16 protein-coding genes are annotated in these 16829 nt (G+C 60.2%); 3 read left to right on the forward strand and 13 right to left on the reverse strand.

The features are described 5' to 3' along the window. Positions 1–3 precede the first annotated feature (3 nt). The 12 genes from tssK to tssA are packed head-to-tail and all read right to left on the reverse strand — an operon-like array spanning position 4 to position 13916. A complete protein-coding gene (gene tssK / locus ACZ445_RS16515; protein ID WP_058424148.1) occupies positions 4–1332 on the reverse strand; it encodes a type VI secretion system baseplate subunit TssK in 1329 nt (442 codons plus the stop codon). Between the two features lies 1 nt (position 1333). Continuing rightward, the gene (tssJ, locus tag ACZ445_RS16520) at positions 1334–1828 is read right to left on the reverse strand and encodes a type VI secretion system lipoprotein TssJ (protein ID WP_058424149.1); all 495 of its coding nucleotides are present in this window, start codon (positions 1826–1828) and stop codon (positions 1334–1336) included. Beyond that, the gene (tagH, locus tag ACZ445_RS16525) at positions 1825–2997 is read right to left on the reverse strand and encodes a type VI secretion system-associated FHA domain protein TagH (protein WP_464707290.1); all 1173 of its coding nucleotides are present in this window, start codon (positions 2995–2997) and stop codon (positions 1825–1827) included. Before tagH ends, tssJ begins: the two co-directional genes overlap by 4 nt. Before the next feature lie 16 nt (positions 2998–3013). Further along, on the reverse strand, positions 3014–3145 hold the full coding sequence (locus tag ACZ445_RS16530; RefSeq protein WP_464703769.1) for a type VI secretion protein: 132 nt from the start codon (positions 3143–3145) through the stop codon (positions 3014–3016). Between the two features lie 42 nt (positions 3146–3187). Continuing rightward, entirely contained in the window at positions 3188–4723 is a 1536-nt protein-coding gene (locus ACZ445_RS16535; RefSeq protein ID WP_464707291.1) for a sigma-54 interaction domain-containing protein, read from the reverse strand. Next, the gene (locus ACZ445_RS16540; protein ID WP_464707292.1) at positions 4720–7152 is read right to left on the reverse strand and encodes an AAA family ATPase; all 2433 of its coding nucleotides are present in this window, start codon (positions 7150–7152) and stop codon (positions 4720–4722) included. The genes ACZ445_RS16535 and ACZ445_RS16540 overlap by 4 nt, the downstream gene beginning before the upstream one ends. A gap of 12 nt (positions 7153–7164) precedes the next feature. Further along, positions 7165–8172 (reverse strand): type VI secretion system baseplate subunit TssG, encoded by a 1008-nt coding sequence (gene tssG, locus ACZ445_RS16545; RefSeq protein ID WP_310862953.1) that lies wholly within the window; start codon positions 8170–8172, stop codon positions 7165–7167. Further along, positions 8136–9923 carry a type VI secretion system baseplate subunit TssF gene (tssF, locus tag ACZ445_RS16550; protein ID WP_464707293.1) on the reverse strand — a complete coding sequence of 596 codons (1788 nt, stop codon included), beginning with the start codon at positions 9921–9923 and terminating at the stop codon, positions 8136–8138. The genes tssG and tssF overlap by 37 nt, the downstream gene beginning before the upstream one ends. Next, positions 9913–10332 (reverse strand): type VI secretion system baseplate subunit TssE, encoded by a 420-nt coding sequence (gene tssE / locus ACZ445_RS16555; RefSeq protein ID WP_058424155.1) that lies wholly within the window; start codon positions 10330–10332, stop codon positions 9913–9915. The genes tssF and tssE overlap by 11 nt, the downstream gene beginning before the upstream one ends. After that, on the reverse strand, positions 10329–11804 hold the full coding sequence (tssC, locus tag ACZ445_RS16560) for a type VI secretion system contractile sheath large subunit (protein ID WP_071493105.1): 1476 nt from the start codon (positions 11802–11804) through the stop codon (positions 10329–10331). The genes tssE and tssC overlap by 4 nt, the downstream gene beginning before the upstream one ends. Positions 11805–11832: 28 nt before the next feature. Further along, positions 11833–12330: a type VI secretion system contractile sheath small subunit gene (gene tssB, locus ACZ445_RS16565; RefSeq protein WP_058424157.1), complete on the reverse strand. Its 498-nt coding sequence runs from the start codon at positions 12328–12330 to the stop codon at positions 11833–11835. A 32-nt stretch (positions 12331–12362) separates the two neighbouring features. Continuing rightward, entirely contained in the window at positions 12363–13916 is a 1554-nt protein-coding gene (gene tssA, locus ACZ445_RS16570; RefSeq protein WP_464707294.1) for a type VI secretion system protein TssA, read from the reverse strand. A gap of 474 nt (positions 13917–14390) precedes the next feature. On the opposite strand from tssA, the gene ACZ445_RS16575 reads away from it, so the two are divergent. Beyond that, positions 14391–14906 carry an Hcp family type VI secretion system effector gene (locus tag ACZ445_RS16575; RefSeq protein WP_025858362.1) on the forward strand — a complete coding sequence of 172 codons (516 nt, stop codon included), beginning with the start codon at positions 14391–14393 and terminating at the stop codon, positions 14904–14906. A 52-nt stretch (positions 14907–14958) separates the two neighbouring features. Here the strand turns inward: ACZ445_RS16575 and ACZ445_RS16580 are convergent, their stop codons facing one another. After that, on the reverse strand, positions 14959–15780 hold the full coding sequence (locus ACZ445_RS16580) for an aldo/keto reductase (RefSeq protein ID WP_464707295.1): 822 nt from the start codon (positions 15778–15780) through the stop codon (positions 14959–14961). A 106-nt stretch (positions 15781–15886) separates the two neighbouring features. Here ACZ445_RS16580 and ACZ445_RS16585 point away from each other — a divergent pair, with 106 nt between their 5' ends. Next, positions 15887–16381, forward strand: coding sequence for a DUF1543 domain-containing protein (locus tag ACZ445_RS16585; RefSeq protein WP_179029735.1), 495 nt, complete (start codon positions 15887–15889; stop codon positions 16379–16381). Positions 16382–16539: 158 nt separating this feature from the next. Next, a complete protein-coding gene (locus ACZ445_RS16590) occupies positions 16540–16821 on the forward strand; it encodes a peptidylprolyl isomerase (protein WP_003174386.1) in 282 nt (93 codons plus the stop codon). Positions 16822–16829: the final 8 nt, after the last annotated feature.

The following is a 16829-nucleotide window of genomic DNA, read 5'->3' on the forward strand; positions in this document are numbered from 1 at the left end:
ACGTCAGTTCCTGATAGCCCAGAAGTTGAGTTCCAGCTCGGCAAACTCGCCGCTGGCGTGGAAGGCGAAACCACCGGATTGCTCCAGCTGTGCAATGTCACGGGGGCTGAGTTCGAGCATGAAATAGGTCTTGCCGGCGTGGAACGGGATCTGCCGCGGCGCTACCGGCAACGGCTTGACCCTGATCCCGGCTAGGTGCAGGTTGACCAGTTCGCGGATGCGCTCCACCGGTCCGATCTTGAGATGGGCCGGCAGTCGATGACGCAGTTCCTCGGTATCGCACTGGGCAGTGGCCGCCAGGATGAAGGTGGCCGTACCGAGTAACTTGAGGTCGCTCACCGGGCATACCAGCACTCCGTACTGACGTGGTTGCAGCGTCAACTCGACCGCCTGCTGTTCCAACACCAGCGACAGCACCGTACGAAGGCCTTCCATCAATCCGCGAAAGCTCGCGCCCTGATCGCCATGCCGATATTGCGCCGGAAAGTGCGCACGTTTGTTGTCGTTGGAAAACGTGCACAGCTCACCGAAAATCGACAGCAACTCCCGATACATCACCTCCGGGCGCACCTGGGTCTGGCTCAGGTAGTGACGCAATCTCAACTCCGCACGATTGATCAACTGCAGCATCAAAAAGTCGCCGACCTGTGCGCTGGCCGAAGCGCCGTTTCCCTGTATGCGGGCTGCAATCGCATCGCCACGGGTCGCCAGCAGGCTGGTGACTTCGCTGATGCAAGACGCCACATACCCCGAGCCCTGGAGGTAGATAAACGTCGGTACAAAATCCGCATCCAGCCTCACACCGCCGTCCTGGGTCGAATCCACCACCCGGGCAACCTGGAGTTTCACGTAGAACGGGTCACCGGGCGGCTCGCCCAGCATCAGGCGCAAGTCCGGACGCGCGCATTTGATCTGGCAACGGGAGTCGACCCCGGCAGTGGAGTCACCGATCTCGGTATCACAGGCGACATAGCGCGCCAGGACATCGCCCTGTTCCTTCGTACGCACCTCAATTTGATTGTCGGTCGCCAGCGGTAGCGCCAGGTACACAGCCTGCCTGCCTGCATTGGCAGGCACCTGCAACATCAAGGGTTCCAGGGTGCCGCTCAGCTCAAACAGGCTGCCGTCCGGTAACACTCCGCTGGCCTGGTTCACCACAATCTTGCCCAGGTTGAGGTATTGCACATCGACTTCCAGGCTCAGGAAACCCCAGGCATCACTGTTCAGCAGCCGGGTATGGTTGAGTTGCCGATGGTAGTAGCGATCGCTGTGCTGCAAGTGTTGGGGCCTGAGCAGCATGCCCTCTTGCCAGATAACGTTGTGGGTCTGCATCTCAGTCCTCCGTCCCGTCAGGTTGAGGTGCCGCCATCCGGATACCCGTCTGGTCCAGCACGATGTCGGCACGGGTCAACTGCCCGGGAGCCAAAGGCAGCACCCATCGCCATTGCACATGGGGCAAGTCACGATAGGCCGCCAGCACGCCGACATAGCGACTGCGCGGTTCGACACTCAGCTTGAGTGCCAACCGTTCGCCGGGGCGCAGTTCCAGCTCCTCGCCGCTGACCCAATCCTTGGGCAGTGCCTGCTCGGCCCGGCCGTAGAGGCTGAAGAAATCGGCGTTTTCAAAGGCCACCGGATGCCGCAGTTCCAGCAATTGCACCACCACGGGCGAGGGGCGGCCGTGGAGGTCTGGGTTGACCTCGTCGCTGGCCGTCAATGTCAGGTCCAGCTTGGTGAGGGTGGAAAACGGTGAAAAGGTGCTGCATCCCGCCAGCAATCCCAGCAGTAGCAGCGTTGATAAGACAGCGACCCGAGACCGGCCAATCATCCTGCGTACCCCGCGTGAAGCGTGGAGACCAGGCGTACCTGTTCCTCATAGGCCTTGCAAAAGTCATGACGCAGCATCTGCTCCTCCAAGGGTTCCTCGTCAGTCAGTCGCCTGTAATGGCGTTGGTAGGCCCGCCAATGGGCGCCATCGCTGAAGAACCTGGGTGAATTGCCGTCACGTTCAAAGCGCAGCAGCAGGTGCCCAGGCGCAAAGGCTGCCAATGCACCCCGTACGGCAGCCCGACAGGCCACGACCAGAGCCAGTTGATGAACCTGCAAGTCTCGGTACGCCTGGTCGACCGCTTGCTCGGCAGATAACTGTCCGGACTCATCGTCGCCGAGCAAAAAAGCCAGGGCGGCATGGCTGTCGGCACAATCTTTCAACGGATTGCGGGTATTGAGCAGCGGAACCGCCAATAAGCCGTGGACCTCGCTGTTGAGTTCATCGCGGGTTCGCAGGCTTTGCTGCAATCCTTCGAGGGTTTGCCTGAACAGGCCCGCCACCTTGATCGCCAGGGTTTCGCCCCCCGGCGCATCAAGCGAGTCCACCTGCATGCCCAATGCGTGGGCGAACTGCGCCCAGAATGCTTGCGAGGTTGCCGTTGGTGGCGTGACCGGGCCAGGTGACACAACGTCCCTGGCCGGCTCAGCCCATTGCGGCACGACCAGGTGATCGTGCTCCACCGTGCCCTGACGTAACGCTTCGAACGGTGCCTGCGGCGTGATGTCCAGAGCGTCCAGCTCTGCTGAGGAACTGCCGAGCCGTGCCTCGCGATCCAATGCGTCGACAGGATCCAGCCCCAGGAACGCGTCGTCTGGAATCGTGGCTTGCCGAGCAAAAACCTGCCCTGCCTGCACCACCAGGCGGGCACGGATATCCAGCAGCCCAAGTTGGTACACATCGCCATCACTGATGGGCCGTGCCTGCCCTTTGCACAGGCGCTCCATACTGCCCGACACACCGATACCGTTGCTGCTGATATCCGTCAGGAAATAGCGGCCCTCTCTAAAACTGACCAGGGCGTGGTGACTGGAAATCAGACGGTTGGCATCCGGGAGCACCCAGTCACAACCCGACCCACGTCCGATCACGCCACCGACACCGTCAAACGTCTTGCGCTCAGGCGGCTCCCCGCTTGCGGTGCTACAGAGTTCAAATATCAATTGCATGGCAGCGGCCCCCTGTTCAGTGCCCACGACGAGTCGCATGGGGGTCACCCAACGGACGGTAGTCGGCATCATCAAAGACATAATTGGCGTTACAGCCACTCAACAAACACAGCGCAAGCACCAGGACTTGCCACGGATGAAAAGGCATCAGGTATCTCCCATGAAAATAAGCGGCCCGCACGTTCCCTGCTCAACACTCCTCACGGGCGTCCCCCACGGGGATTTTCAAGCGCGCCAGGCGGTAAAGCAGCGTGCGCCGTGCAACGCCCAACTCGCGGGCGGTACGGGTGCGATTGCCACGGTTCTTGTGCAGGCAATCGATCAGGAATACCCGCTCTACCCGCTCCAGGCGTTGGCGCAACGTCGCATCGACTGCCCCAGTGGCAGCAGGCACCGGCAAGGACAGGTGTGCCGGCAGGATGACGCCGTCGTCACAGAGCAGCACCGCACGTTCCACCAGGCATTTGAGTTCGCGGACATTGCCGGGGAAGGCGTGACCCGAGAGTTGATCAAGGGCTGCATTCGACCATTCCACCGGCACACGCCCGAGGTCGGCAGAGGCTTGATGCGCGAACTCCCGCGCCAACAGCAACACATCGCCGTCGCGCTCACGCAGGGGCGGCAGTTCGATGGGAAACTGCGCGAGCCTGTAGTAAAGGTCCTCGCGAAAGCCGCCTTGGGCGACCATTGCGGCGAGGTCACGATGGGTTGCGGCGATGATGCGTACATCCACCTTGTGAGCCGTACTGGCGCCCAACGGACGCACCTCGCCCTCCTGCAAGACCCGCAGCAATTTAGCCTGCAGCGACAGCGGCATATCACCGATTTCGTCGAGGAGCAGCGTGCCGCCGTCAGCGCTGTCAAACAGCCCGGTGTGGTTACGCTCAGCCCCCGTGAAAGCACCTTTGCGATAACCGAACAGCTCGCTCTCCAGCAGCCCTTCGGGAAACGCCGCACAGTTTTGCACCACAAAGGCTTTGCTCCTGCGCGGCCCCGCAGAATGGATCGCCCGCGCCACGACCTCCTTGCCTGTACCGGTCTCGCCACGCAGTAACACGGTGTAGGGCGTATGCAGGACCTTGCCGATCAAACGATACGTCTCGTCCATAGCCGTACTGCCGCCGATCAACCCGTACGCTGAACGTGGTGCCAGCAGGCAAGCCTGGGGTTGGGCAACACGTCCCGTGGCACACTGACACCGCAGCAAAGCGCGCTGCATCAACGCAAGGCTGCCCAGTTGGCTCAAGGCGGCGGTGTAGCCCTGCAGGTTTTTCCGATGCTGACTGGCACACAGCAACACACCCTTGATGCCCTTGCCTCGGTCAAACAACGGCACACAAGACAACGCTTGCCAGGGGGTCGCCATGACCGGCAGGAACCCGCACTCGTAAACGCTGCCTGAGTGTGCTTCCAGGCTGAGGGCGGTTTGCTGGTTCAGCACGTAGTCCAGCACCTGTTCATGCTGGAAATCCTTGGTACAGGCCGGATCGCCAGGGCAAGGCATGCCATGCAAATGCTGGGCTATCAGCTCAAGCCGGTCAGTGGATTCGTTGCGCCAGTACCATTGGCTGAGTTCACACTCGCTCAGTTGCGCCGCCGCGGCGACACACAAACCGGGGAGAGTGGCTGCGTCGACCGCGCTGCCCAAGCGGATGAACCCGTCAAGCAGCGCATCGGCACAGGCCGTCGAACGGGGCAACAGGGTAAGCAGCCGATCGTCCCTCATTGGCTGAACTCACAGGTTGGATAGCCGTTAGCCGCCAACCGCGCATGGACCTGTGACACAGGCTCACCTCGGGCCATGGCTTGCAACCGCCGGTCGACCACCTGCGGCAACAAATGCAGCTCGATCCATTGATCGACATAACGCGCGCCACTGTCATCGTGGGCGCACCGCTCGGCCATGTGTTCAACCAGCTCCGGCGCGTAGCTGAATGCCAGACTGCGCAGACTCAAGCGTTGTCCCAGGCGTTCGAGCTTGAGCCTTGCCAATTCATGCAGGACGTCACCCGTGACCGGGTAATACGGCACGACACGCATCCTGGCCAATAACGCAGCTTTGAAGTGGTCACGCAATTGCGGCAGGATCGCCTCATGCAGCGTTTGCACGTCAGGTCGCCGGCCGCCTGCGCACAATTGCCCGATGCGCTCACTGCCCAGGTTGGACGTCATCAGGATCAGCGTGTTGCGAAAGTCGATTTCCCGGCCTTCCCCATCATTGGCCAGGCCCTTGTCGAAAATCTGATAGAACAGGTTCAACACTTCCGGGTCGGCCTTCTCGACCTCATCGAGCAGCACCACCGAATACGGGCGTTGGCGCACGGCTTCCGTCAACACGCCGCCCTCGCCAAAACCGACATAACCGGGCGGTGCACCAATCAACCGAGACAGGGAATGTTTTTCCTGGAACTCCGACATATTGAGGGTGGTGACGAAGCGCTCACCGCCATACAGCAGGTCGCCAAGTGCCAGCGCCGTCTCAGTCTTGCCCACGCCACTGGGGCCGACCAGCAGGAATACGCCGACCGGCGCGTCAGCCTTGTTGAGCCCGGCAGCTACGGCACGCAGGTTGCGGTCCAGGGCCTGCACCGCTTGCTCCTGGCCGAGAATGCGCAGGCGCAGCGCATCGGCAAAACCCAGCACCCGTTCACTGTGTTCAAGTGCCAGGTGTTCAATCGGGATCCCCGTCCAGGCACTGATGACCTGAGCCACCAGGCGGGGGCACACCTGCTGCGTGGTTTGCTGCTGTTCAAGCCAGCGTTGCTCATGGTCCAGGCGCTCGCCGTCCAGTGCCTCCATCCGCAGGTTCAACGCGTGCAAGGTCTGTTCGTCCACGGGAAAGCCTTCGTCCCGGTCTCGATTCAATGCCTGAAGCTGCCGCGCGCCTTGCGCCTGTTCTGCGTAAAGGTGTTGCAACGCCTCGGGCGCGGTCTCGCGGCGAGTGCGCAAACGAGCGCAGGCGGTATCCAGCACATCTACCGCCTTGTCGGGCAACTGACGTCCGGCCAGGTAACGGGCGCTCATCTGCGCCGCCGCGACCACCGCATCGTCCCGCACGTAAACGCCATGACTGCGCTCATACACCGGGACTAGTCCGCGCAGGATCGAGATCGCTTGCTCGACGCTGGGCTCACCGACCCGCACAGGCTGGAAACGCCGCGCCAATGCCGGGTCTTTTTCGAAGTATTTCTTGTATTCCGTCCAGGTCGTCGCAGCGATGGTGCGCAACTCGCCGCGGGCCAGCGCCGGCTTGAGCAGATTGGCGGCATCGGACGCACCCGCTTGCCCACCCGCTCCCACCAGCGTGTGCGCTTCATCGATAAACAGGATCACCGGTTTCACCGCGTCGTTGACCTCATCGATCACACCCTTCAGGCGTCGCTCGAACTCGCCCTTGATACTGGCACCGGCCTGGAGCAGGCCCATGTCCAAGGTCAGTACCCGCACCTCCTTGAGAGACTCGGGCACCTGTGCAGTGGCCACCCGCAGCGCGAGGCCTTCGACAACGGCTGTCTTGCCCACTCCGGCTTCGCCGACCAGGATTGGGTTGTTTTTGCGTCGACGCATGAGTATGTCGATCAACTGGCCGATCTCAACGTCACGACATAACACCGGGTCAATACGCCCTTCATGGGCCTGGCGTGTCAGGTCGTGAGTAAAGCGCTCCAGCAGTGATTCGCCCTGCGGTGCAGGGTCTGTACGAGGCGCCTGACTCAACACGAACGCCTGCACACGCTGAGCATCCAGCCGGCTCAGAAAAACTTGAAAGGCGCTGCCCGCGTGCTGCAGCGGATGACGCAAGAGCGCCAGCAACAGCGCGCCGTGATCGACTTCAATGTGTCGCAGTTCCAAATGAGCAACCATCGAAGCCTGTTGCAGCCATTGCACCAGTGCCTGGGCAAACACTGGATTGCGTGACGCACTCGCCTCTCCCTTGGGTTGCAGCGTGGCTTGCAGTTCTGCGGTTTCAATATCGGCATCCTTCAGCGCCCGCGCCAGCAGGCCATCGCGATGTTCCAGCAGGGTCAACAGCAGGTCTTCCACCCGCACTTCCCGGCCGCCGCGCATGACGCAACGCTCGGCGGAACGCTCCAGGTCTCTGCGGGCCTGGGGGGTCAATGCCTGGATAAGTTGTTGCAGGTCCACATTTATCATCCTGATTCATCCCTAATAAGCGTTGCCTGGCACAATGACCGCACCGTCGGCGCACTCATGCGCCAGCCAACTGGTCCAGCCGAGGCGGCAGACGTTGTGTTCGCCGATGTGCAAAGGCCTGATCTCTTCCTTGGCCATGACCAGGCGCACGTCATAGTCCAGAGGGTCCCGCGCCGTCAGGCGCACCAACGAACACAGCAGCGGGTAGTCCGCGCCGGTCGGCAAAAAACCATGGAATCGGTCCCACCCCAGCCCCTGCAGATGCACCCTGAACTTGCCGTTGCGATCAGCCACCCGGCTGCCCAGCACCTGGTCATGGCCAAGGGTGCTGTTCGCGGCGCCAAGCCGATTTCGCTGCCACTCGGCGATGACCACGCTACGCAGGACCCACTGCTCGACGAACAAACGACAGTGCTTGAAGTAGTAACGCAGCACCGTCTCCATCAAGGCCGCCGAATGCACCCGCAGGCTGAGCAACCCCAGGTAGGGCAACAGTCGCTTGCCGTTCAGTTGCGTGGCGCTGCGGACTTGCGGCCCCCTTAACCCGATCAACGCAAACATCTGCTCGGAGAAGGCATCACCGGCGCTTGCCTGGAAACACGCCCGATAGCGATATTTGCGCCAGATCGGCAACATCAACCGCTGCAGACGATGGTGGAACACGTCGAGAAAGTCCCGGGTTGCATTGCCACCCAACTCGTCAGTGCACGCCTGCTCACTGTAAAACGCCGGCAATGGCGAGCCCGCACCACACAGGCCCAGCACGTTAAGACGCAAACGCGCACGCAACTGGCCGTGCTCGATAAAAAACGCCACCCGGTCGATATCGTGACCGGGAAAACCCAGGCCCGGGTTGGCCTGGAACTCCAGCAAGTCGTACAGCGTGTCGTCATCCAGCAACGGATGGGCATCGCGCAGACGCTGGATGACCCGCAGGACCGCCTGAAACAGCGAGTACTCACGGATGACCCGGGTCAGTTGTGTCAAAGCGAGGGCTGCTGGCCCATCCGTGGTGGCCATAGGTACACGTCTCCTTGTGTGCTGATGACTCTAAGTTCGTGGTAAGCGTTGAGGCTGGCGTACAGCGCGAAGAACTCGTTGAGCACCGAGGCGAACACAAACACTTCGCCGTCCCCCAGGAAGCCCTGGGGATCGATGGTCAAGTCGATGCGTAACCCGCGAATCGGCAAGCCGTGGAGCAATTGGTCGACCGCTGTGTGGCTGACCGAACGCATCGCACCTAATCGCCGCTCGCTGACCTTCTGTGCCTGGCGATCGTGATAGCGTGGGAGATCGTAGGTTTCGAGGATCACTTTCAAGGCATGGATGTCGGTCAGTGACAGGTAGTTGAGCGACATGTTGCTGATCAGCCGCCAGAGAAAGTCTCGGTCCAGAGGTGGAGTAAAACTGGCTGTCGGTGCGCAGATATTCCGAAACGACAGCCCTTGCGGCGTCTGCTCGCAAGGCTGGTTGATGTCGCCGATCTGCAACTGTCGAGGCAGGTTGTGATTGGTGCACGTCAGCTCGATCGACAGTGTCTGCTGATCCAGCTCCAGACCGCTGCCCAACCCGAGCCACGTATCCAGCCCGGTGTGCTGCGCCGATGGCCGCTGGCGAATGCTGTAACTCGCCGGCCCCTGGGAACGCGCGGTATCCCCCCCATGCTCGAAGGATTCAAAGGGCACGTAGGCCTGATATCCCAGCCCTCCGGGGTGCCAACCCGTGACGCTGTCTACGGAAAATACACTGGCGTTCCCGCGTGAGTACTCACCAGGGATCAGCAGGTATTCGTCCTGTTTTCCGTCCAGGCGGATGGGTACCGCGTCATGCTTGAACAGGTTGACGATGGGGGTGCAGTACAGCTTCACGTTATCCAGGCTGGGCTGTCTGGGTTCTCGCCATGGCCTGCCCAATCGGAAGCGCAACACCACGCCGCACACCTGCTTGAGCAGTTCGCCAGGTAATCTGTGCAGTACCCCCAACCCTCCCACATCGACAAACAGATACTTGTCGGGAAAGGCAAAGTACTCCTGCAGATGGCGATAGCCATCAAACGTGTTCGGCGGATACGGAATCAGTGCCTGCTCCTCGCTGAACCCTACCGGATGAACCTCACCGGCGCCCAGAAGCAGCGATATCGCCTGCCCATCCACCCCACTGACCGGCAAGCCATCCCGACCGAAAGGCAGCAACTCGATACCCTCCAGATGACGCAACAGACTCAGGTACAACGCCTGGCTGATGTAGCGATCCCCCGCCAGATGCAGACGTAGCTGATCGAAGTTCCACTCACTGAAGTTGCCTTCTGCACTCATCTCCAGGCGCAGGCTCAAACTTCCCCGTTCAGCCTGGGCGCTGTAGTCCAGCGCACTCAGCTGTAACGGCAGAACCTGAGTGGCGTAACAGGTACGAAAGCGGCATCGTTCGTCATTGACTGCGGCACTTTCAACCGGCGTATCACGCGCGACCCATACGCCAGGGCCTGAGTGTTTCAGCGGATCAAACTGCAGGATGCTGAACGCCGGCAATGGGCGCATGTAGTTGGGCCAGAGCAACTGCATCAGCGAATGGGTCAGTTCTGGAAGTTCGTCATCCAGTTTCTGGCGCAAGCGCCCGGTGAGAAATGCAAAGCCTTCCAGTAACCGCTCTACGTCCGGGTCCTGACCGGCCTCCGCAAGAAAGGGAGCAAGCGCCGGATTGCGCTCGGAGAAGCGTCGTCCGAGCTGTCGTAGCGCACTGAGTTCGCTTTGGTAGTAACGGTTAAAGGTCATCAGGCATGACCTCTACCCGGCCGGAATCAGAGAGCCGCGCAGTAAACACCACCGGTTGAGCAACACCCTTGACCACCAGGCTGGCTTCGATAGCGAACGCAAGTGCCAGCGGGTCATGATCCCGTGGCAACGTCATCACTTTTACCTGCTTCAAGCGCGGCTCGTAAGTTCGGATAAATCGCTCGATCAACAGACGTGACTGACTCAGCGATTCATGCAGGCTCTGATTCATATCATTGAGGTCGGGCATACCGTAGTCCGGCAGTGTCTGAACGCTGCCGGCACGGATACTGAGCATTTTCCCCAGATGGTGCGCGACAGATGTCACGCTACTGGCGGGGGTTGCCGCCGGACGCTCAAGGCGCTCGAACAGGCTTCGATAACCGCGCACTTCCCGTTCCTTGCTCATTCTTTGTCGAGCTTGCCGACGAGGGATAGCGTGAAATCAGCGCCCATGTACTTGAAATGCGGTCGCACACTCAGGTTGACGCGATACCAGCCGGGCTCACCCTCGACATCACTGACGACGATGCGTGCCGCCCGCAAGGGCCGTCGCCCACGGACTTCAGCGCTGGGGTTTTCCTGGTCGGCGACGTACTGGCGAATCCATTTATTGAGTTCCAGCTCCAGGTCGGTGCGCTCCTTCCATGAACCCAATTGCTCACGCTGAAGGACCTTGAGGTAATGGGCCAGGCGATTGACCACCATCATGTATGGTAACTGGGTGCCCAGGCGGTAATTCAACTCGGCTTCCTTGCCCTCGGGGCTGAGCCCGAAGTGTTTCGGCTTTTGCACCGAGCTGGCGGAAAAAAACGCCGCATTGTCACTGCCCTTGCGCATCGTCAAGGCGATGAAGCCTTCTTGCGCCAGTTCGTATTCACGACGGTCGGACACCAACACTTCGGTGGGGATCTTGGTTTCGATTTCCCCCATGCTCTGGAAATGATGCAACGGCAAGTCTTCCACCGCTCCACCGCTTTGCGGGCCAATGATGTTCGGGCACCAGCGGAACCGCGCGAAACTGTCAGTCAGGCGCGTGGCGAAGGCGTAGGCCGTGTTGCCCCACAGATAGTGCTCGTGGCTGTTGACCACGTTTTCCTGGTAGGCGAAGGTCTTGACTGGACACTCAAGCGGATCATAGGGCGTACGCAGCAGGAATCGCGGCACGGTCAAGCCGATGTAGCGCGCATCTTCGCTTTGGCGAAAGCTCTGCCACTTGGCAAATTGCGGGCCTTCGAAATGATCCTTCAGGTCCTTGAGGTCGGGTAAACCAGTGAAACTTTCCAAGCCGAAAAACGCCGGCCCGGCAGCTGCGATAAATGGCGCATGGGCCATGCAGGCCACACTGGAGGCGTACTGCATCAGCTTTACATCAGGGGCGCTGGGGGACAGGAAGTAGTTGGCGATAATCGCGCCCACCGGCTGGCCACCAAACTGCCCGTACTCCGCACTGTAGATATGTTTGTACAACCCGGACTGGGTCACTTCCGGCGAGTCTTCAAAATCTTCCAGCAGGTCTTGCCGGGAGACGTTCAGCAGTTCGATCTTGATGTTCTCGCGAAAGTTGGTGCGATCGACCAGCAGTTGCAACCCCTTCCAGGACGCTTCCAGCGCCTGGAAGTCGGGATGGTGCAGTATCTCGTCCATCTGCAGGCTGAGCTTGGTGTCGATCTCGGCGATCATCCGGTCGACCAGGCGTTTCTTGACGGGCTCGCCACGGTTCTGGGGCTTGATCAACTCTTCGATGAACGCCGAGACACCGCGCTTGGCAATGTCATAGGCGTCGTCGTCGGCGCTCAGTAATGTCTGGGCAACGATGTTATCGAGGATGCTGTACTGATCTGCAGGTTGTGCCGGCAGCGAATGCTGTTGTGTCGTCATGGGGTCAGTGTCCTTTTACTGAAAAATGTCAGGCGTCGGAGCTGTCCAGCCCAAGTTCCGCCAGTACCCGTGCGCGGGACTCATCGTCGGCCAGGGCTTGTTCGATCGCCTTGCGAAAGCTCGGGGTGTTGCCCAATGGCCCCTTCAACGCCATGAGTGCCTCACGAAGCGCCATCAGCTTGTGCAACTCGGGCACCTGTTCCACCAGGTTCGCCGGGTTGAAATCCTTCATGGCATTGATACGTACCTGAATGGCCAACTCGTCAACGCCAGCCTCCTCCTGCAAACGGTTGGGCACGCTCAACGTCAAGCTCAATGCCTGCTTGGCCAACACGTCATCCAGGGTGTTCTTGTCGATAGCGATGGGCTTGCGATCTTCGAGCTTTCGCGCGTCCTCACGCTGGGTGAAATCGCCCAGTACCAACAGTTTCAATGGCAGCTCGACTTCTTCCTGCGCCCCGCCGATGGCGGGTTTGAACGTGATGTTGATACGCTCCTTGGGGGCTACCGAACCTTCTTTGGCCATGGTGTCTCTCCTTTTTCAAGTGGCTCGAAAGCCTATTCAAGTACCGCTTCCAGATCGAAGAGGCACAGCCTGCGATGGGTGTCTTCCTTGCGTTCGCGCACGGCATGGTTTTGTGGCAACAGGTCGCAACAGCGGTGCAGAAGCTGCGTCACTTCCAGGGCCAGCTCCGGCTCCCAGCGCTCCAGGCCCGTGCGTTGCAGTTCGTGGTCAAGCTGTTCGAGCTGGATCTTCGCCAGCTCATGCTTGCCCGCCTGTATGCACAGACGCGCTTGGCCGAGCCGCCAATGAAAACGTGCGCGATCACTGCGCGCGGCCTGCATGCCTTGCTTGAGCTCTCGGATGGCAGACTTGAGCCCGTCCTGGCGCAGACGCTGTGTCACCGCCTGCAGGGTGATCGCCCAGGGCTCGGCTTGGGCATCAATGACTGCTGCGGGCAATTCAGACCTGTGCAGGTGACGGGCAACCTGCTGGGTGATCCAGTCGCGAGTGGTGGCGTCGGCAAAGGGTGCGCCGTCGTGAAAACGAAACGCCGGCAGGTCCGGCAAGCGTTGCAGCAACAGCGCGAAGGTCACTTCCAGCTCGGTCATGGCCAGATCAGCCTGCAGGACCTCCAGGCATTCCCAGAGCATGCGCAGACCATCGAACCAGAACATCGCCCCGGCAAGACTGGCCTCAAGTTCAAGCACCAGGTCTGCGTGATAGCCTTGCGCAAAGCGCTCCTGATAACGCTTGAGCTTGTCGGGAGCCGGCCCGCGCAGTGCGGTCACCTGCTCGTTATCGGCATTCGGGTAGCTGGTGAGTGCCAGCCATGCCAGTGTTCGACTCAACCGCAACGCGCGCAGGTCGGTGGCGTTCTGGCGCAGCCACCAGGCACAGAGTGGGCGGGCCTGCTCCTGCAAGGTACGGAGCACCTTGTGCGCATCCTTTTCACTCTCCACCGCTGCTTCGGGCTTGCGCAATTGGCTGGCGGCCTGCTTGACTTGCTCGATAACCCCGCTCAACCCCGCCACCGGGATATCGTCCTGCGCTGCCCGCTCCAATCGCTGCGCCAATTGCCTGCGAACCGGCAACAGCAGCGGCGCATCATCCCCCAGGTGCTCGGCCCAAAGCTCGTCCAGACGCACCAGGTGCTCAAGCACGGCGCGGAACAAAGGCTGCTGGTTCTGGAGCGCCAGGCCCTGCGCGAACAGCGGCTCAAGGCGCAATACCAGCCATCCGAATGCGGCACTGCGGGTGCGCGGTTTTTCCGGGTAGAGCACCGACCACTGATGCTCACAGAGGTAGCGCAACAACCCGAGCCCTGCCAGCAGCCCCGGGTAGGATTCACGCTGGTGCAACGCCCAGGTCAACCACACAGCCACCCGCAGATCCTTGGACTGATGGCGTAGCAGGTTCTCGCTGGTTTCCAGCACCCTGTGCCAGTCGGGCTGACTGCCGGCATGAATCGATTGCGCCTTGGCCAGCTCGGACTCCAGCACTTCATATTCACTCGAAAAGCGCATATCGCTGCCGGCAAAACTCGTTTGCAGACAGGGTAATTTCGCAACTTCGAGGTAATAATCATACCGATCATCCGAATAAATCATTTGCCACCGAACACAACTAAAAAACCAAACAAAACCAACTAGTCACGCAAGTACTGCCTAACAGCCAGCCATCTTGAGTTCGCAATCTCCTGCGAAGCCCTCGAACCTTAGTCATGCCCAAAACATTCAGCAAGCGATGGAATTACACTTAGTCCTTTTCCTACAAACCCATTTACCACAGGGCATGCGCAGGATTTTGCGCACCTAACCCTGCATAGTCATTCAACTAATCATCCAACTTCAGCATTTACCGACATTTCAAGATGAGCAACTAAATGCGCACCCATGCGCAATGAAATACACGCAATTAAGCCCAGTAGCAGCCTATCGCACTGAATATCCGACCTACTACAACAGCATCACCCTGATTCCATTGGTGCTTGCACTTTCAGGCACGCTTCTTGTTATAGGCATTTGCCCAGCCGAAAACTTATCGGTTGGAACTACCTCATCAATCAGACAAGGAACCCCGTCATGCCAACACCCGCGTATCTCTCTATTACCGGTGTAAAACAAGGTTTGATCACGGCAGGCACGTTTACCCAGGACTCGGTAGGTAACATTTACCAGGAAGGCCATGAGGACCAGATTCTGGTCCAGGCTTTTTCTCATCAGGTGATCATTCCCCGCGACCCGCAGTCGGGCCAGCCAACAGGCCAGCGGGTGCATAAGCCCCTGATGATCAGCAAAGTGTTCGATAAGTCCTCGCCCTTGCTGTTCAGTGCATTGACCAGCGGCGAAGAGGTCAAGTGCCGGCTGGAATGGCTGCGCACTTCGTCGGCCGGCACCCAGGAGCATTACTTCACCATCGAACTGGAGGGGGCGACCATCGTGGATATCCAGTCACGCATGCCCAACTGCCAGGACCCCGACAACGCCCATTTCACTCACCTGGAAGATGTGTACTTCACCTATCGCAAGATTGTGTGGACTCACGAAGTGTCCGGTACTTCCGGGTCGGATGACTGGCGCAGCCCGGTTGCGGGTTAAACCGGCTTGATGCGGGCGCGGCGCCAAGGAAGGCGCCGTTCCCGTACGGCAACTACACCACCGACAAAGGATGCTTACGTTTTGGCGCGCCGAATACCCGATCGATCGCGTCCAGGTCGTGCTCATCCAACACCAGCTTGGCTGCTGCTGCGTTAAGTCGCACGTGCTCGGGCGTAACGGCCTTGGGGATGGCGATCACACCGTCCTGACGCAACACCCAGGCCAGGGAGACCTGGGCGGGTGTGACCTCGTGACGGCGGGCGATCTGCTTGAGGGTGGGGCTGGACAGCAGTTCGCCGCCCTGGGCGATCGGGCAGTACGCCATCAAGGGCAAGTGGTGCTGTTGCCACCAGGGCAGCAGGTCGAATTCGATGCCGCGCTCTTCGATGTTGTACAACACCTGGTCGGTGGCACAGGCCGGGGAAGCAAGTTCCTGCAGGTCGGCCACGTCGAAATTGGAAACACCCCAACGTCCGATCTTGCCCGCTTCGCGCAGGCGTTCGAAGGCTTCGACCGTTTCTTCCAGCGGGTACTGGCCGCGCCAATGCAGCAGATAAAGATCAATGTAGTCGGTGCCCAGGCGCTGGAGGCTGGCCTCACAGGCACGGGGCACGCCCTTGTGGCTGGCATTGTGCGGATAGACCTTGCTCACCAGGAACACCTGGTCGCGGCGGCCACGAATGGCCTCGCCGACGACCGTTTCAGCGCCGCCCTCCCCGTACATTTCGGCGGTATCGATGAGGGTCATGCCCTCGTCGATACCCAGTTGCAACGCCGCGACTTCAGCGCGGTGCTGGTCGGGGTTTTCGCCCATGCGCCAGGTTCCCTGGCCGATGACAGGAACGGGAATACCCGCCAGATCAATGGTACGCATGACAACCTCCTGATGAGTTCGCGGATTAACAGTGTGGCATTGGCCGGACAAAAGGGTTCAATCGAAGTATGGTTAGCCTCTGCCAAGTCGCCAGGAAGTCTCTGCAATGCTGTTTGTCGTCATGCTCGGGGGTAAGCACCCGCGGGCGAAAATTGAAGTTCACGATGTGCTGTTTGCCGTGGCGGACACGCTGGAAGCAGCCTACCCGCAACTGCGCGCCGACTGGTTCGGCAGCCCCAAGGGCATGCATATCGACTCGTGGATGGCGGTGGATGGCGTCGACGGCTGGAAGGTCGAACTCAGCCCCCTGGCACCTGCCGCCGGCGCACATCACCTGTACTTCATCAACCTGGGCGGTTATGAGGCCAACAGCTTTGGCGAGGCCCACCACTACCTACTGGTGGCCGCCCGCAATAAGCAGGAGGCCACGAACAAGGGCAAACAACAAATGCTACGTCACTGGTCCCAGGCCCATACCGATGGAGTACTGGACATCGACGACTGCCTGCCCATCGACCTGGTGGACGGTCGTTATATCCACCTGGTGCAAGGCCCACATCGACCGATCATCCAGCAGAACGACTACATCGTCCTGACCTGAACCCTACCCGACAGTGCATGCGCGGCTCATCGAATGGCTCACCCATAGCGGCGCCATGGGCTGCGCCTGAGCCACTCGGGCAATCCGGCGGAACTTTGCCAGGAAATAACCGCCTGAATCCGGTAGGCTCACCTTTTTTATTCAAGGAGTTACTTCCCATGGCCAAAGCCACCGCCCGTCACATCCTCGTTTCCACTGAAGACAAGTGCAACGAACTCAAGGCCCAAATCGAAGGCGGCGCAGATTTCGCAGAAGTCGCCAAAGCCAACTCCAGCTGCCCATCCAGCCGCCAAGGCGGTGACCTGGGTTCGTTCGGTCCAGGCCAGATGGTCAAGGAATTCGACACCGTCGTGTTCAGCGCCCCGGTCAACACCGTGCAAGGCCCGGTAAAGACCCAGTTCGGTTACCACCTGCTGGAAGTCACCAGCCGCCAGGACTGATCCCGTCT

The organism is Pseudomonas allii (assembly GCF_055380095.1).

Bases quoted from the DNA above. Each gene is read 5' to 3' on its own strand.
- tssE (WP_058424155.1), bottom strand. From the start codon at position 10,332: ATGAGCAAGGAACGGGAAGTGCGCGGTTATCGAAGCCTGTTCGAGCGC.
- ACZ445_RS16585 (WP_179029735.1), top strand. From the start codon at position 15,887: ATGCTGTTTGTCGTCATGCTCGGGGGTAAGCACCCGCGGGCGAAAATT.
- ACZ445_RS16580 (WP_464707295.1), bottom strand. From the start codon at position 15,780: ATGCGTACCATTGATCTGGCGGGTATTCCCGTTCCTGTCATCGGCCAG.
- tssC (WP_071493105.1), bottom strand. From the start codon at position 11,804: ATGACGACACAACAGCATTCGCTGCCGGCACAACCTGCAGATCAGTAC.
- tagH (WP_464707290.1), bottom strand. From the start codon at position 2,997: ATGCAATTGATATTTGAACTCTGTAGCACCGCAAGCGGGGAGCCGCCT.
- ACZ445_RS16530 (WP_464703769.1), bottom strand. From the start codon at position 3,145: ATGCCTTTTCATCCGTGGCAAGTCCTGGTGCTTGCGCTGTGTTTGTTG.
- ACZ445_RS16535 (WP_464707291.1), bottom strand. From the start codon at position 4,723: ATGAGGGACGATCGGCTGCTTACCCTGTTGCCCCGTTCGACGGCCTGT.
- tssG (WP_310862953.1), bottom strand. From the start codon at position 8,172: ATGGCCACCACGGATGGGCCAGCAGCCCTCGCTTTGACACAACTGACC.
- tssB (WP_058424157.1), bottom strand. From the start codon at position 12,330: ATGGCCAAAGAAGGTTCGGTAGCCCCCAAGGAGCGTATCAACATCACG.
- tssF (WP_464707293.1), bottom strand. From the start codon at position 9,923: ATGACCTTTAACCGTTACTACCAAAGCGAACTCAGTGCGCTACGACAG.
- tssK (WP_058424148.1), bottom strand. From the start codon at position 1,332: ATGCAGACCCACAACGTTATCTGGCAAGAGGGCATGCTGCTCAGGCCC.
- ACZ445_RS16575 (WP_025858362.1), top strand. From the start codon at position 14,391: ATGCCAACACCCGCGTATCTCTCTATTACCGGTGTAAAACAAGGTTTG.
- ACZ445_RS16540 (WP_464707292.1), bottom strand. From the start codon at position 7,152: ATGATAAATGTGGACCTGCAACAACTTATCCAGGCATTGACCCCCCAG.
- tssJ (WP_058424149.1), bottom strand. From the start codon at position 1,828: ATGATTGGCCGGTCTCGGGTCGCTGTCTTATCAACGCTGCTACTGCTG.
- ACZ445_RS16590 (WP_003174386.1), top strand. From the start codon at position 16,540: ATGGCCAAAGCCACCGCCCGTCACATCCTCGTTTCCACTGAAGACAAG.
- tssA (WP_464707294.1), bottom strand. From the start codon at position 13,916: ATGATTTATTCGGATGATCGGTATGATTATTACCTCGAAGTTGCGAAA.